The following is a 15,108-nucleotide window of genomic DNA, read 5'->3' as shown; positions in this document are numbered from 1 at the left end:
GCTGCCCCTTCTTTTGCGACGATCGGACCCGATTTGCCGCTCGTCTACTACCTGTCAGGTGCAGGCTGCCTCGCAGCGGCAAATCGGGTCCGATCGTCGCAAAAGAAGTACGGCTAGAGCTGGAAGCCCGTGGGGAAGGGGTCGTCCGGGTCCAAGAGGTACGTCGCGAGGCCGGTGATCCAGGCTCGGCCGGTGACCGTGGGGATCAGGCCGACGTGAGGACCGACAGTGGTTTCCTCGATGAGACGACCCGTGAAACGGGTGCCGATGAAGGACTCGTTGACGAAATCGTTGCCTAGGGCAAGCTCGCCGCGTGCGTGCAATTGCGCCATTCGCGCGCAAGTACCCGTGCCGCACGGCGACCGATCGAACCAGCCGGGGTGAATTGCCATCGCGTTGCGGGAATGGCTGCCGTCCTGGCCGGGCGCGGTGAACTGGACGTGCTTGCAACCCGAGATGCTCGCGTCGAGCGGATGCACGGGCCGGTCCTTCTCATTGATGGCGTCCATGATCGCCAGGCCCGCGGCAAGAATCCGGTCCTTCTCCGCCCGGTCGAACGGAATCCCGAGCTGCTCCAGCGGCAAGATCGCGTAGTAGTTGCCGCCGTACGCCATGTCGTACGTGATCGACCCAAGCCCCGGTACGTCGATGACCGCGTCGAGCGCGTGCGAATAGGCCGGCACGTTCTGGATCGTGACGTGCTCGGCCTTTCCGTTGCTCACAGCAACTTCTGCGATGACCAGGCCGGCCGGGGTGTCGAGACGGATCGTGGTGATGGGCTCGACGACCGGGACCATACCGGTCTCGACCAGCACGGTGGCAACGCCGATGGTGCCGTGGCCGCACATCGGCAGATAGCCGGACACCTCGACGTACAGCACACCCCAGTCGGCATCTGGTCGCGTCGGCGGTTGCAGGATGGCGCCACTCATCGCCGAATGGCCGCGCGGCTCGTTCATCAGAAACAGCCGCAGGTCGTCCTGGTGGGCCATGAAGTGGATACGTCGCTCCGCCATGGTGGCGCCGGGGATCACGCCGACGCCGCCGGTGACGACGCGGGTCGGCATGCCCTCGGTGTGCGAGTCGACTGCGCTGATCGAACGGGCCGCGCGCATGTCAGACCGCCCGCAGGTACTCGACGGCCTTCTTCATGTCGAGTTCGAGCTGAGCCAGGTGCTCCGGCACGAGCGGCCCACGCGGCGGACGGCACGGGCCGCCGAATCGCCCGACATAGTCCATGCCGTACTTGATCGCCTGAACGAACTCCACCCGCGAGTCCCACCGGAAAGCGGCCACGAGCGGTTCGTAAAGCGCACGCGCCTCGGCGAGATTCCCCTGCAGGGCAAGGTTGTACAGCTTGACCGACTCGGCCGGGAAGACGTTCGGGAAGCCGGCGAACCAGCCCGTCGCGCCCATCAGCAACGCCTCGAGGGTCAGGTCGTCCGCGCCGGCGATCACGGCCAGGTCGGGCGCGACCTCGCGGATCTCCAGGATGCGCCGGACGTCGCCGGTGAACTCCTTGACCGCGACCACGTTCTCGATCTGCGCCAGCTCGGCGAGGATGTCGGGCGTGAGGTCGACCTTGGTGTCGTGCGGGTTGTTGTAGACCATCACCGGCAACCCGGCCTTCGCGACCTCGGTGAAATGGTGGATCACCTCGGACCGGTTCGCGCGATACATCGTCGGCGGCAGGCACAACACCCCGTCCGCGCCATCCTCCGCGGCGAGCTCGGCCCACTTGCGAGCCTGGTGCGCGCCCGCGCCGTGTACGCCGACGACGACCACACCATCGTTGCCAACGGCCTCGATCGCGGTCTTGGCCACGGTACGGCGCTCGTCATCGGTCAGCGACGAGTACTCCCCCAGCGAACCGTTCGGGCCGACACCACGGCAGCCGCTCTCGATCAACCAGCGGCAGTGCTCCGCGTACCGGTCATAGTCGGGCCGCAACCCGGCAGGCGCACTCGCGTCCTCGGCATACGGCAGGGCGGTCGCCACGATGACGCCGTCGAGCTTCTCGCTCACTGATCCTCCAGGTTGTTCTTTAGTACGGGTTCTTGGGGTTCTAGGGGTGCGATGGCGAGATCGCCAAGCCGCACGGGTACGACGATGGGGCGACTCGCGCCGAGGTCGTCGGAGTCGAGACTGGTGGCGAGCGCGTTGATCGTGCGGGCACAAACGCGCCCCTGGCAAAGCCCGAGCCCCGCGCGAGTGGTGAGCTTGATCGCACGAAGCCCTTCCGCATCGGCAGCCCGCACCGTCGCGCAAGTCACCTCCTCACACCGGCAAACCAGCGTGTCATCCCGCAACCAACTCTTCCAGCCATCCCTAACGGGATAAGCCTTCGCCAACGCCTCGCCAAACCGCTTGCCCCGAGCAACAGCCTTCCGGTCGCCCGCCCGCGCCCTCGACGTCTCGGCGCTCATCGGCCCCTCGTGACGCGGCGCGTCGCCGTTCATCGGTCCCTTCTGACCCGGTGTGTCTCCGATCATCGGGCCCTTGTGACGCGGCGTGTCGGCGTTCATCGGGCCCTTGTGACCACGCGCCGCCAGCACCGAGCTTGCCGCACCAGCGCCGGCAACGCGGCCTTCCGCAGCTGAAGGGACAGCTCCGGCGATGCCCGTGATCTCCCCGGCCGCGAATACGCCAGGGATCGAGGTGCACTGGTCATCGTCGACCACCACGAACGGGTCGAGCGCACAGCCCGCGGTGACGGCGAGTTCCAGATTCGGCGTGAACCCGAAACCGACGCACACCGCATCCACCTCGACCCGCCGCTCACTTCCGGGGACGACCTGCCACTCCGAGTCGAGCCGGGCCACGGTGACGGCCTCGACGCGATCGGTCCCGTGCGCGGCGACGACGGTCTGCCCATGGTGAACTGGAATCCGGTGCCGCGCGAGCATGGCCGCATACCGCGCGCCCTCGCCCAACTTGCCTCGGGCAACTAATGGGTTCCGTAACCACCCCCGCGTGACAGTCGCGAGCGAGTTCGCCTCCAGCAACGCGACCGGACGCGCACCAACACCCAGCAGCGACTCGGCGACCGGCAGCAGGAACGGCCCAGTCCCGGCGAGAAGCACTCGCTTGCCCACGGCAACACGTTGCCCCTTCGCCAACGCCTGGGCGGCACCAGCGGTATAGACGCCGGGCAGATCCCAACCAGGGAAGGGCAAAGCGCGATCATAGGCACCGGTGGCGAGCACCAACGCAGACGTCTCCACCACCGTCAACTCACGCCCGGACGCGTCGGCCGGACCGGTCTGGAGGTGAAGCCGCTGGCCCGTTTCGACCGGCTCGATGGCCCAGACCGAGGTGTCGGCGAGGTGGGTGATGAGGTCGTGCTGCTGGATCCGCTCGCGCTGGCGGGTGAAGGACGACCAACCATGCTGAATCGCCTCGGGGCGTTCGGCTCGGAAGTCGTCGGGGAGCTGACGGTGGTACTGCCCGCCCACCGCCGGTCCCGCGTCGACCAGGAGCACCGGCACGCCGGCGTCCGCCGCTGCGAGCGCGGCCGCGATACCCGCAGGCCCCGCTCCCACCACGACCACGTGTCCTGAAATGGCATTCATCGGTCCGAATCCGCCCCTCCCCGTCGGTTGACGGATACCCGGGGCAGGGTCGGAGGGGCGGATTCGGACCGATGAATGCAAGGCGTGGGTGTCGGTGGTGATGGTGTCGCCCGCGGCGATAGTGCGTTGGCAGGCGCGAGTGTCGGGGACGTCGTTGACGGTGACCAGGCAGTCGAAGCAGGCGCCAATGCCACAGAAGACGCCGCGCGGGCGATCGCCGAAGCGCGTACGCCGCCAGGAGTCCCGGCCCGACGCCATCAACGCCGCCGCGATGGTCTGACCGGGTACGGCGGTCAGCGGCTCGCCATCGACCGTGACGCGCAGGTCGCCGGCCGCGCGCGGGCGCGTCGGGTCATCCTCAGCAGGTACGCGGAACGGGCTCATGACGCTGCTCCGATCACGGCCGCGCGATCCACGCGGAAAGGCTTCTCGTCGATGTGCGGCGCCTCGCCAGTGAGGAGTTCGGTGAGGAGCCGACCGGTCGAGGCGGCGAGGCCGATGCCCGCGCCTTCGTGGCCGGTCGCGTGCCAAAGGCCGTCCAGGCGCGGGTCGGGCCCGATGACCGGGAGGTGGTCGGGCGCGTACGGGCGGAAGCCGCCGTACGCGCGCATCACCGGCACCTCCGCCAGGAACGGGAACAGGCCGACCGCCTTCGCCGCCAGGTCACGCAGCACGCGCACGCGGATCGTCGCGTCGAACCCGATGCGCTCGCGACTGGACCCGATCAGGATCGTGCCGCCTCGCGTCGACTCGACCACGGTGGACGTCTGTAGGTCCGCGTCGCCACTACCGACGGCGCCGACGTAGTCCGCGTCGTACACCTTGTGCCGAACGCACTCCGGCAATGGGGCCGTTACGAGGATCATCCCCCGGCGCGGCAGCACCTCGACCGGCGTACCGGCTGCTGAGGCGAACGACCCGGACCACGGGCCGCAGGCGTTCACCACGGTCTCGCAAGGGATGTACCCGGCTGAAGTCTCTACGCCGACTACGCGCATCCCTGCTCGGCGTACGCCGGTTGCGGTGACTCCGCCTCGGACCTCTCCGCCACGAGCACGTACGGCGGCTAGCAAGGCGGTTGCGGCGAGCACTGGTTGGAGTTGTGCGTCCTGCGGGTAGTAGACGCCTCCTGTTACGCGAGGCGTTAGGAGCGGCTCCAACTCGAGCGCCTCGGCAGAGGTGACAGGGACGGCCTCAACGCCTGCAGCGCGCTGGGCCCCCGCGAACTCCTGCAAGGGCTCGAGGGAAGTAGTAGCGACTACGAGACCACCCTTGGGCTCCCACTCCACGTCCGCCTGCAAGCGCTCAAGGACGATCGGCCACTCCTGACGGGAAGCGACAGCTAGATCCAGCTCAGGCCCTGGCTCTTTGTCAGAGACCAGGACGTTGCCCTCACCGGCTGCAGTGGTTCCAGAGGTCGGAGCCCCTCGATCCAGGACCAGGACGCTCAAACCGGCAGCCGTGAGCGCCTCCGCACAGGCGGCGCCGATGATGCCCGCACCGACCACGACGACGTCCGGCACGCGCACCTCCTCAAGAAGACATCGTTCATTAAACTGAACGATATCGAGACTAGGCGGCAGAACCGATCAGGTCAATGGGGCAGGACGACGGGACCGCGCACGTCCGGCGGATACTCCAGCAGCAGCACCGACAGCACCGGGCCGTCGAGCGCTTCATAGGAATGCGGCTCACTCGCCACCAGCGAGACGTAATCCCCCGGCCCCACCTCGTGACCGGCACCGCCCGAGGTGATCCGTAGCCGGCCGGAAACGACCACGGTGTGCTCGATCCCGGGATGGCCGGCCGAGTGCTGGACCTTGCCGGGCCGCACCCGTTGGTCGTACATCTCACACAAACTGCCCGCCGCCTCGATCCGCCGCAGCATCCGCAGATCCACCGCGTCCCCGCTCAGCACGTCGACCTCGTCCGACCGCACCACCACCACATCGGCGGCGGCAACCTCACTCAGCAGCGATGACACCGCTACTCCGAGTGCGTTCGACAAACTGAACACGGTCTCGATGGTCGGATTGCCCGTACCGGACTCGAGCTGCGACAAGGTCCCTTTGGCGATCCCGGACCGTCGCGCCAACTCGGACAACGAGATCCCCTGCTCCTCCCGCCGAGCCCGAAGATTCGCCGCCAACACCCGCCCCGCACCCTGCCCAGCCACCAACCGCCTCCTCATTCCACGATCCCGGTCCTGCCGCGAGCCTCCCACATACCTATGCATTCATTCGTCGGAATCCGCCCTCTACGGTCCGCCGAGCAGTACAGGTACGCGGGCATGAGAGGGCGGATTCCGACGAATGAATGCAAACGCGGTTAGGCGAGTAGAGCGGCTTCTTCGGCAAGCGTGAAGCCGGTGGTCAGTGGTGGGAGGCCGCGGGCGCGGTCCCAGGCGAGGACGTCTGCGGCGGTCTGGGCCAAAGGCGTGCGGGGTAGGCCGGCGGCGACGGCGCGGGCGGTGCTGCGTTGGAGGCCCGGCCAGATTTCGCGGGCGCGGACCAGTGGGAAGAACGGGCCACCGGACCCCTCCGGCACCGGGACGACCTCAACCGAAGAGCCGGCAACGTCCGCGCAGAGGTGGATCAGCTCGCCCAGGGTGGTCGACTCACCAACCGCGTTGAAGGCACCCGCGCGATCGTCGAGCACCAGCCGCACGGTCAAACCAGCCAAATCCCGCGAGTCGACCAGCGCGACAGGCTGTTCGGGATGACCCGGCAGCACTACCCGACCACCCCGAGCGGCACGTCGCGCCCAATAGGTGAAGGAGTCCGAGGTGTCATGTGGCCCAGCGACCTTGCACGGCCGGACGATCGTGACGCGATCACCCAATGCGGTCCGCAGATCCTGCTCACAGGCGACCTTCAGCGGGCCGTACGTCTCTTCGACAAGCTCCTCGGTATCCCGAACGGCCGGACGCAACGCAGCATCCTCGTCGTCACCCGCCACGGCCCCGGAACGCTCGTAGACCGCATGACTGGAAATGAAGACATACCGCCCGAAACGATCACCAAGGGCGTCGAGAGTCTGACCAACCTGCCGCGGCACATACCCGCTTACGTCGACTACGGCATCCCAAGAGCCGCCGTCGCGGAGCGCCGAGTAGTCCCCAGTCGCCCGATCCCCGACCAGCCGCGGCACTGACGGGAACAACTCGTTACCCGTCACGCCACGACTGAAGATCGTCAGGTCGACAGACGAGCGCAGTGCCTCCTCCGCGATGGCCCGACCGACAAATGACGTACCACCGAGGAGGAGAAGCTTCATGCAGGTAAGGCTAGACGGGCGAGGGCGTCAACCAGCGGCGCGAGCTCTGGCAACTCCGAGGCCTTCTCCAGTGCTTCGGACAGGACGCCGTCGTGCGTGGGCCGCGCCTCGGCCAGTAGCTCGCGCCCAGCCGGCGTCACCTCGGTGTAGATACCGCGGCGGTCCGTGGCGCACAGGTAGCGCGACAGCAGCCCACGATCCTCCAAGCGGTTCACAAGCCTGGTAGTGGCCGACTGGCTCAGGACCACCGCGTTGGACAGCTGGTTCATCCGCAGGTGGTAGTCGTCCTGACGCGCCAGAACATCCAGAACGCTGTACTCACTCACAGAGATCCCGTGCTGGCGCTGTAGCGCCCGCTCGAGCTCATCCTCGATCCGGGCATGCAGGGCGGCCAGTGTGCGCCACCCCTGCGCCCGCGCCTCTACGGCGTCGTCCGCGACTCCCACAGCTCCTCCTCCAGCCCGTAGCCACCAGGAAAACGGGCACGACTTGATTCATACCGTTGCATGAGGCAGCATAGCGCTCGTGCAATAGTCCGCGTGTGCAACTATCGCGGACGCCGGTAACAGTCACTAGACTACAGTCGAGGAGAAATCCAGTCATGCCCGCCGCACTTCTTGCGCTGGCCATCGGTGCCTTCGGTATCGGCACCACCGAGTTCGTCATCATGGGCCTGTTACCCGAGGTCGCCACCGACTTCGGCGTCAGCATTCCGTCCGCCGGTCTGCTCATCTCCGGTTATGCCCTCGGCGTGGTCGTCGGCGCGCCGCTGCTCACCGCGATCGGCTCGAAGGTCTCCCGCAAGACCGTGCTGATCGCGCTGATGGGCCTGTTCATCGTCGGCAACCTGATCTCCGCGCTCGCTCCGACGTACGGCGTGCTGATGACGGGCCGGATCGTGGCGGCGCTGTCGCACGGCGCGTTCTTCGGCGTCGGCTCGGTCGTCGCGGCATCGCTGGTGCCGAAGGCGAAGCAGGCCAGCGCGATCGCGTTGATGTTCACCGGTCTGACCATCGCCAACGTGCTCGGCGTCCCGGGTGGTACCGCGCTTGGCCAGGAGTTCGGCTGGCGTTCGACCTTCTGGGCGGTCACCGCGCTCGGCGTGATCGGCCTGCTCGGCATCGTCGCGCTGGTCCCGAAGCAGACCGTCACCGAGGGCGGCGGGCTGCGCAGCGAGCTGGCCATGTTCAAGAACGTGCAGGTCTGGCTGGCACTGGCGATGACCGCGCTCGGGTTCGCCGGGGTGTTCGCGTCCTTCACCTACATCGCGCCGATGATGACCGACGTCGCGGGCTTCTCGTCCGGCGCGGTGACCTGGCTGCTGGTGCTGTTCGGCGGTGGTCTCGTCGTCGGCAACATCCTCGGCGGCAAGGCGGCCGACCGCTCGCTGATGCCCAGCCTGTACGTCATTCTCGCGCTGCTCGCGACCGTGCTGGCCGTCTTCGTCTTCACCGCGCACGCGAAGTTGCCGGCGGCAATCACCATCGCGTTGTTCGGCGCGGCCGGGTTCGCCACCGTGGCGCCGTTGCAGATGCGCGTGATGGACAAGGCCAAGGGCGCACCCGCGCTGGCGTCCGCCGCCAACATCGCCGCGTTCAACCTCGGCAACGCGATCGGCGCCTACCTCGGCGGTCTGACCATCGAGCATGGCCTTGGGTACACGGCCCCCAACTGGGTCGGCGCCGCGCTCGCCGCCTCGGGCCTAGCCGTGGCCGTGCTGTCCGGCGTACTCGACCGCAACGCCAAGAAGACGGCCGCCCCCATCCTCGTCCACGCCTGAAACCCGCCGCCTACCAGAACGAGGCGCGCGTTCGAGAAGTTGTACGCCGGCCCAGGTGGTGCTGCGCTGGCACCTTCAGCTCGGCAACGTCGTCATCCCCAAGTCCGTAACCCCTTCGCGGATCGCGGAGAACCTGGACGTCTTCGGTTTCGAGCTCGACGATGCCGACCTGACCGACCTCGCCACCCCCGATCGCGGCGAGCGCACCGGGCCGGACCCGGACACGTTCAACGTCGCCTGACGTATTCGCGCGCTACGGCGTGGAAGGACTGCTTCGGCTCCCACCGGTACGGCGACAGGGGGTCGAAGTGGTCCTTCCGGATCGTCTTCACCAAGGCGTACGACGCGATGTCGTAGTCGTGCGCCTTGGTGGTCGGCGAGTGGGCCGCATCAGGCGAGATGAACGAGTACATCGCCGCACCCAGGCACGCCTCGCGCTCGAACACGCCGAGCATGTTGACCAAGTGCTCGGCCTGCTCCGCCTCGTTCCGCTCGACGCCCGGCGGAATCGCCGGCGGGTCCTTCGTGTAGTCGACGACGTTCCAGCCCATCCCGCCCTTCTCGGCCGCGCCGGTGAAGGTGCAACACCCGAACTCGAGGATCAGAATCGGCTGGTTCCATTGACGAAACGGCGCTAGCTCGGCCGTATGGGCAGCCGGGTCCTCGTTGTACGAGTAATAGTCGAGCCCCACGATGTCGAACAGCGCCCAGTTCACCGGCTCCAGGTCCGCGGCCGCGCCGTACGTGATCCGGCCGCCGAAGTTCTTCCGCGCGACCTTCACCACCTTGTCGACGTACGTGGCAAATCGACGATGGATGCCCGGCCAGTCGGCATCGGGTTTGCTCAGGTTCTCGACGCGTTCGTAGAAGTCGGCGCCCGGCACGATGCCCGGCGTGAACAGCATGAACTCGCAGCCCACCACCAGGATGACCTCGGGATCGTGCTGCTTGCGCAATCGCTCGGCGGCGCAGGCCGTCTGCCGGAGGTGCTCCAGCGCGTACTCCTGCGGACGGTCGAACGCGCGCGGCTGGATCGATACGGTCAGGCCACGACTCAGCGCCTCGTCGGCGGCCTCGGTCAGCCGCTCCACCTCGCTCCCGAAGACGCTGACCCAATTGGCGTGCAGGCGCTCGTCGATGGCCTCGAGCTCCTGGCGGAGCTGGCGGCGATTCCAGGTCGGGCGGCTTTCCTCATCCATGAAGACCGTGCCCGTGTCGTACGCGACTCCTTGCAAATCCATCGGCATGACGCCGATTTTTCGGCTTTGCCAGCCCTCGCACATCGGTCCTGCGGCTGGACTCGTGCGACTTAAGTAGCACTGACACAACTCTGAGTAGGCACTGATGTGCCGGGCAAACGCTTGCTTACTGTCCGTGTCCTGACGATTCTTCTCGGTCAGACGGCCGCTCCCGCCATAGCGGCCCGACCAACCTGGAGTGTGAGGCATGACAGGAAAGCTCAAGCTTGCGCTGGCTATCGCCGCAGTTGCCACCGCCGCCCTCGGTGCAGCCGGACCCGCGCAGGCCGCACAGAAGCCCGGCGTCCCGACGGAGAGCATCGTCGGCGGCACCTTGGCCAGCACCGCCCAGACGCCCTGGGCAATCGCCCTGAACAACAGCGGCTCCCCCTCGTCGACCGGCCAGTGGTGCGGCGCCACGCTCGTCAAGGCGAACAAGATCGTCACGGCGGCGCACTGCGTCACCCGCGCGATGAGCACCTACACGGCCGTCCAGGGTCGCGACAGCCTGTCGCAGACCACGGTCGGCAAGACCTCCAAGATCTCGAAGATCTGGAAGGACCCGCTGTACGGCAGCCAGCCCGGCCACGACGTCGCCGTACTGACGCTGACCACGCCGTTCACCGGTGTCGCCACCCTGCCGCTGGAGACCAGCCGCGCGGCCGACGCCGTCGGTGCCCAGTCGGTCGTCTACGGCTGGGGCAACACCGAAGGCACCGGCCCCGCGAACCGCTTCCAGAAGGTGACCGTCCCGGTCCTCGGGGACTCGTACTGCGGCCGGTCGGACGTCTACGCGGACTACGACTACGTGGCCAACGGCGAGATCTGCGCCGGCTACACCCAGGGTGGCAAGGACTCTTGCCAGGGTGACTCCGGTGGCCCGCTGGTCCTGAACGGCCAGCTCTTCGGGGTCGTGTCGTGGGGTATCGGTTGCGCCGACGCCGGCAACCCGGGCGTGTACGCCGAGGTGGCCACTTACGCCTCCGCGCTGCAGACCCAGATCAACAGCTAGTCCGTTGTTTCAGCCCCCGGTGAGCCTGGCTTGCCGGGGGCTGAAACGTTGTATCAGTCCCCGCTGAAACAGTGTTTTATCCAGACCGCTAGGGTGTGCTGCCATGGCACGCGCGGCGGATGAGAAGACCACTCTGGGCTCGGTCTGGCTGCGGCCCGAACCGGGCGAGACCCGTTCACCGCTCGGCCGCGCGCACATCGTCAAGGTGGCGATCGCGATCCTCGATTCCGAGGGCCTGGACAACCTGACGATGCGCCGGATGGCCGTCGAGCTCGGTACGGCGGCGACCTCCGCGCTCTACTGGCGAGTGGCCACCAAGAACGATCTACTCGAGTTGACCGTCGACGCGGTCATCGGCGAAGCGGCCCTCGATGACCTGCCCGGCGACTGGCGCGCGCAGCTCGAGACCCTCGCCCGCCGGGTGTACGACGTACTGCGCCGCCATCCGTGGGCCTCCCAGCTACTCGGCAGCCACGCGGGCCTCGGACCGAACTACCAGGCGTACGCCGAACGGGTGCTGGAGATCCTGGCCGACGCGGGCTTCACCGGCGAAGGGCTCGACGCCGCGGTCTCGGCCGTCTTCCACTACGTCGTCGGTGCAGCCGTCGCGGACGCGGCGTGGACGGCCACCATTCGCCGAAGCGGCCTCAGCAATCGCGACTGGGCCGCCGCCGCGGGCGATCAACTCGGCGTCGGCACCAGCGTGCTCGCGTCGTACCTGAGCCGGGACGACCTGGCCGGACCGGAGGCGCGGTTCGTCGCCGGCCTCCGGGCCATCTTGGGTGGTGTCGAGGACCCGTCAGAGGTCGGCGAGGACTGAGACCGGGTTTTCAAAGGCGTCCGCGACGAAGCGCAGGAAGCCCGCGGCCGTACCGCCGTCGCAGACCCGGTGGTCGAAGACGAACGACAGCTGGGTGACCTTGCGAACCGCCAGCTGACCGTCGACCACCCAGGGCCGGTCGATGATCCGGCCGACGCCGAGGATCGCGACCTGCGGGTGGTTGATGATCGCCGCGCTGCCGTCCACGCCGAAACTGCCGTAGTTGTTCAGCGTGAAGGTGCCTGCCGTCCCGATGTTGCGGCCCTCGCGCGCCTCGGCCGTGACCTTCCGGATCTCGGCGTCGAGCCCGCGGGTGGTGAGGCGATGCGCGTTCAGCACGGCCGGTACGACGAGGCCGCGATCGGTTTGCGCGGCCAGGCCGAGGTTGATGCCGTCGTACTGGATCAGCTCATCGCGCTCGGTATCGACCGTGCCGTTGAGCTCCGGGTACTTGAGCAAGCCGGCGACGACAAAACGGGCCATCAGCGCGAGCAGGCCCGGGCCGGGATCGGTTGCCGTACGCAACGACTCGCGCAGGTCGAGCAGCGGGGTGGCGTCGACATCGACCCAGGTGGTGGCCTCGGGGATCTCGCGGCGGCTGCGGCTCAACGTGGTCGCGACGGCCTTGCGGAATCCGGTCATCGGGGTGACGAGCTTGATCGGCAGGCCGGTGCGGCTGTCCGTCCCTGCCTGCTGCTCGTCGGCGACCACAGGACCTGGCTGCGTTGCGTTTTCGACGTCGCGGCGGGTGATGACGCCGCCTGCGCCGGTGCCGCTCAGGGTGGTCAGATCGACCTTCGTGTCCTTCGCCAGCTTCCGCACCAGCGGCGACATCACCAAGGGGACCTTGGACTCCGCGTGCTTCTTAGCCGGCGGAGTAGTGCGGCGACGACGGTTGCGGCCGGTCGAGTGCAGGCCTGACGTGCCGTAACCGATCAGGACATTGCCCGAGCCGGCCTTTTCCTCCTCGCGGTACTGCTCGGCGGCCGGATCGGGCAGGCTGCCGATCGAGATCAACGGCTTGCCGACGTCAACGGTCGAACCCTCGGCGCCGTGCAGCTCGGCGACCACTCCGGCGTACGGCGAAGGCACCTCGACGATCGACTTGGCCGTCTCGACCTCGGCGACCGGTGCGTCCACAGCCACGACGTCACCGACGGCGACCAGCCAGCGGACAATCTCGGCCTCGGTCAGTCCTTCGCCGAGATCGGGCAGCAGGAACGTCTGCACGGTCACGAGTCCTCCCACTGCAGATCGTCCACGGCGTCGAGAATGCGGTCAACGCTTGGCAACTGATGCCGTTCCAACTTCGGTGGCGGGAACGGGATGTCGAACCCGGTCACCCGGCGGATGGGCGCCGCCAGCGAATGGAAGCACCGTTCGGTGACTCGGGCAACGATCTCCGACGACACGCTCGCGAATCCGGTGGCCTCGGCAACGACTACGGCCCTGCCAGTGCTCCGTACGGCGGCGCAAACCGTCTCGTCGTCGAACGGCACCAGCGAGCGCACATCCACGACCTGCAACTGGCGCCCCTCGGTCGCAGCCACCTCGGCCGCTTCCAGCGCGATCGGAACAGCCGGTCCGTACGCGATCAACGTCGCGTCGCCACCCTCACGCCGTACGACGGCCTTGCCGATGCCGGGCTCGGCCTGCGTGAGGTCGACCTCTTCCTTTGCCCAGTAGAGCTTCTTCGGCTCCAGGAAGACAACCGGGTCAGGCGATTCGATTGCCCTACGCAACAAGGTGTACGCATCGGCAACCGTGGCAGGCGCAACGACGGTAAGGCCCGGCGTGTTGACGTAGTAGCTCTCGGACGAGTCGCAGTGATGCTCGACGCCGCCGATGCCCCCGGCGTACGGGACACGGATGACCATCGGCAGGGTGACCCGGCCGCGAGTGCGGTTCCGCATCTTGGCGGCGTGGCTGACGATCTGCTCGAACGCCGGATAGGCGAACGCGTCGAACTGCATCTCGACGACCGGGCGCATCCCGTTCATCGCGAGGCCGATCGCCGTACCGACGATGCCGGCCTCGGCCAACGGCGTATCGAAGCAGCGGCTCTCGCCGAACTCCGCGGTCAGACCGTCGGTGATCCGGAAGACGCCACCGAGCGGGCCGACGTCCTCGCCGAAGACCAGTACGGTCTCGTCGGCGGCCATCGCGTCGCGCAGCGCCTGGTTCAGCGCCTGCCCCATGGAGATCTTGGTGTACGTCATCGCGCGGTCTCCTCACGGGCCAGTTCGTCCTGCAGGAATGCCCATTGCTCGCGCAGTTGCGGCGTCGGCTCGGCGTACACGTGGGCGAAGAGGTCGGCCGGGTCGGGCTGCACCTCCTGCATCAAGCCTTCGCGCAGGTGGGTCGCGATCCGCTCGGCGTTGCCCTGGGCCTTGATCTTGGCGTCGTCGTCGAGCAGACCTTGCGCGGTGAGATAGGCCTCGGCGCGCTTGAGGGGATCGCGCTCGAGCCACGGCGTGACCTCGGCGTCATCGCGATAGCGGGTCGCGTCGTCGGCGTTGGTGTGCGCCTGCACCCGATACGTGTGGGCCTCGACCAACTGCGGTCCTTCGCCCCTTCTGGCTTTCGCGACGGCCTGCCCGAGTACGGCGAGGAGGCCCGCGAGGTCGTTGCCGTCGGCCCGTTCTCCCGGCACGCCGTACCCGATGCCCTTGTGGGCAAGGGATGGCGCGATGGTCTGGCGGTCGAGCGGCACGGAGATCGCGTACTCGTTGTTCTGGATGAAGAAGACGACCGGGGCCTGGAAGACGGCGGCGAAGTTCAGCGCCTCGTGGAAGTCGCCCTCACTCGTCGCGCCATCGCCGCACAACGCCATCACGACGGTGTCCTCGCCCTTGAGCTTGGCGGCTTGCGCGACGCCGACCGCGTGCAGGAGCTGCGTGGCGAGCGGGGTGGCCTGGGGTGCGACGTTGTGCTCGTACGGGTCGTAGCCGGAGTGCCAGTCGCCGCGGAGCAGCGTCAGCACCTCGATCGGGTCGACCCCGCGCACGACCGCGGCGACCGTGTCCCGGTAGGTCGGGAACAGCCAGTCCTGATCCTGGAGTACGAGTGAGGCCGCGACCTGGCAGGCCTCTTGGCCGTGGGAGGACGGGTAGACGGCGAGCCGGCCCTGGCGTACGAGTGCGCCCGCCTGGTCGTTGAGCCTGCGGCCGGCGACGAGTTCGTCGTACCCCTTGAGCAGCAGGTCGGTCGCCGGCATCGCGTACGACGGGTGGTCGTGGGCGGTGCCGTGCTCGTCGATCAGCCGGATCGGCTCGGTGGACGGGAGCAACTGCTCCTCGATGGCGGGCCTTTTGGCTTTGACGGGCCTTTTGCGGGGCTTCTCGGGCGGCATGGACCCTCCTGCGGCACAGACGGACGGATCCCTCATGGTCGCTCTTCTGGCCATTCGT

Annotated in this window: 14 protein-coding genes and 1 pseudogene; 4 read left to right on the top strand and 11 right to left on the bottom strand. The window is 67.8% G+C overall.

The genetic code is table 11. The features are described from left to right. Nucleotides 1–113 precede the first annotated feature (113 nt). The 7 genes from OG394_RS29930 to OG394_RS29900 form a co-directional block, all read right to left on the bottom strand. Nucleotides 114–1,115, bottom strand: coding sequence for a proline racemase family protein (locus OG394_RS29930; RefSeq protein ID WP_328990490.1), 1,002 nt, complete (start codon nt 1,113–1,115; stop codon nt 114–116). Between the two features lies 1 nt (nt 1,116). Beyond that, entirely contained in the window at nt 1,117–2,025 is a 909-nt protein-coding gene (locus OG394_RS29925; RefSeq protein ID WP_328990489.1) for a dihydrodipicolinate synthase family protein, read from the bottom strand. After that, complete coding sequence (locus OG394_RS29920) at nt 2,022–3,956, bottom strand: FAD-dependent oxidoreductase (RefSeq protein ID WP_328990488.1); 1,935 nt, start codon at nt 3,954–3,956, stop codon at nt 2,022–2,024. The genes OG394_RS29925 and OG394_RS29920 overlap by 4 nt, the downstream gene beginning before the upstream one ends. Beyond that, complete coding sequence (locus OG394_RS29915) at nt 3,953–5,095, bottom strand: NAD(P)/FAD-dependent oxidoreductase (RefSeq protein WP_328990487.1); 1,143 nt, start codon at nt 5,093–5,095, stop codon at nt 3,953–3,955. Before OG394_RS29915 ends, OG394_RS29920 begins: the two co-directional genes overlap by 4 nt. A 71-nt stretch (nt 5,096–5,166) precedes the next feature. Further along, nucleotides 5,167–5,748, bottom strand: a complete 582-nt coding sequence (locus OG394_RS29910; RefSeq protein ID WP_328990486.1) for a helix-turn-helix domain-containing protein — start codon at nt 5,746–5,748, stop codon at nt 5,167–5,169. Between the two features lie 152 nt (nt 5,749–5,900). Then, the gene (locus OG394_RS29905) at nt 5,901–6,848 is read right to left on the bottom strand and encodes an NAD-dependent epimerase/dehydratase family protein (protein ID WP_328990485.1); all 948 of its coding nucleotides are present in this window, start codon (nt 6,846–6,848) and stop codon (nt 5,901–5,903) included. Next, nucleotides 6,845–7,294, bottom strand: a complete 450-nt coding sequence (locus OG394_RS29900) for a MarR family winged helix-turn-helix transcriptional regulator (RefSeq protein WP_328990484.1) — start codon at nt 7,292–7,294, stop codon at nt 6,845–6,847. Before OG394_RS29900 ends, OG394_RS29905 begins: the two co-directional genes overlap by 4 nt. Before the next feature lie 155 nt (nt 7,295–7,449). Between OG394_RS29900 and OG394_RS29895 the strand changes: the two genes are divergently transcribed. Beyond that, nucleotides 7,450–8,628 carry an MFS transporter gene (locus OG394_RS29895; RefSeq protein ID WP_328990483.1) on the top strand — a complete coding sequence of 393 codons (1,179 nt, stop codon included), beginning with the start codon at nt 7,450–7,452 and terminating at the stop codon, nt 8,626–8,628. A 16-nt stretch (nt 8,629–8,644) separates the two neighbouring features. Further along, nucleotides 8,645–8,869, top strand: a pseudogene (locus OG394_RS29890) (aldo/keto reductase); the annotation flags it as partial. On the opposite strand, the gene OG394_RS29885 reads toward OG394_RS29890, so the two are convergent. Beyond that, the gene (locus OG394_RS29885) at nt 8,856–9,875 is read right to left on the bottom strand and encodes a hypothetical protein (RefSeq protein WP_328990482.1); all 1,020 of its coding nucleotides are present in this window, start codon (nt 9,873–9,875) and stop codon (nt 8,856–8,858) included. The pseudogene OG394_RS29890 and the gene OG394_RS29885 overlap by 14 nt on opposite strands. 199 nt (nt 9,876–10,074) lie before the next feature. On the opposite strand from OG394_RS29885, the gene OG394_RS29880 reads away from it, so the two are divergent. Both OG394_RS29880 and OG394_RS29875 read left to right on the top strand, forming a co-directional pair. Further along, nucleotides 10,075–10,878: a S1 family peptidase gene (locus OG394_RS29880; protein WP_328990481.1), complete on the top strand. Its 804-nt coding sequence runs from the start codon at nt 10,075–10,077 to the stop codon at nt 10,876–10,878. Nucleotides 10,879–10,981: 103 nt separating this feature from the next. Then, a complete protein-coding gene (locus tag OG394_RS29875) occupies nt 10,982–11,698 on the top strand; it encodes a TetR/AcrR family transcriptional regulator (RefSeq protein WP_328990480.1) in 717 nt (238 codons plus the stop codon). Here OG394_RS29875 and OG394_RS29870 read toward each other — a convergent pair. The 3 genes from OG394_RS29870 to OG394_RS29860 are packed head-to-tail and all read right to left on the bottom strand — an operon-like array spanning nt 11,678 to nt 15,050. Further along, nucleotides 11,678–12,934: a dihydrolipoamide acetyltransferase family protein gene (locus OG394_RS29870; RefSeq protein ID WP_328990479.1), complete on the bottom strand. Its 1,257-nt coding sequence runs from the start codon at nt 12,932–12,934 to the stop codon at nt 11,678–11,680. The two genes, OG394_RS29875 and OG394_RS29870, sit on opposite strands and share 21 nt — an antisense overlap. Next, nucleotides 12,931–13,917 (bottom strand): alpha-ketoacid dehydrogenase subunit beta, encoded by a 987-nt coding sequence (locus tag OG394_RS29865; protein ID WP_328990478.1) that lies wholly within the window; start codon nt 13,915–13,917, stop codon nt 12,931–12,933. Before OG394_RS29865 ends, OG394_RS29870 begins: the two co-directional genes overlap by 4 nt. After that, nucleotides 13,914–15,050 (bottom strand): thiamine pyrophosphate-dependent dehydrogenase E1 component subunit alpha, encoded by a 1,137-nt coding sequence (locus OG394_RS29860; RefSeq protein WP_328990477.1) that lies wholly within the window; start codon nt 15,048–15,050, stop codon nt 13,914–13,916. Before OG394_RS29860 ends, OG394_RS29865 begins: the two co-directional genes overlap by 4 nt. Nucleotides 15,051–15,108: the final 58 nt, after the last annotated feature.

The organism is Kribbella sp. NBC_01245, from assembly GCF_036226525.1.
GTDB lineage: Bacteria > Actinomycetota > Actinomycetes > Propionibacteriales > Kribbellaceae > Kribbella.
This window is presented reverse-complemented; position numbering and strand designations above follow the sequence as displayed.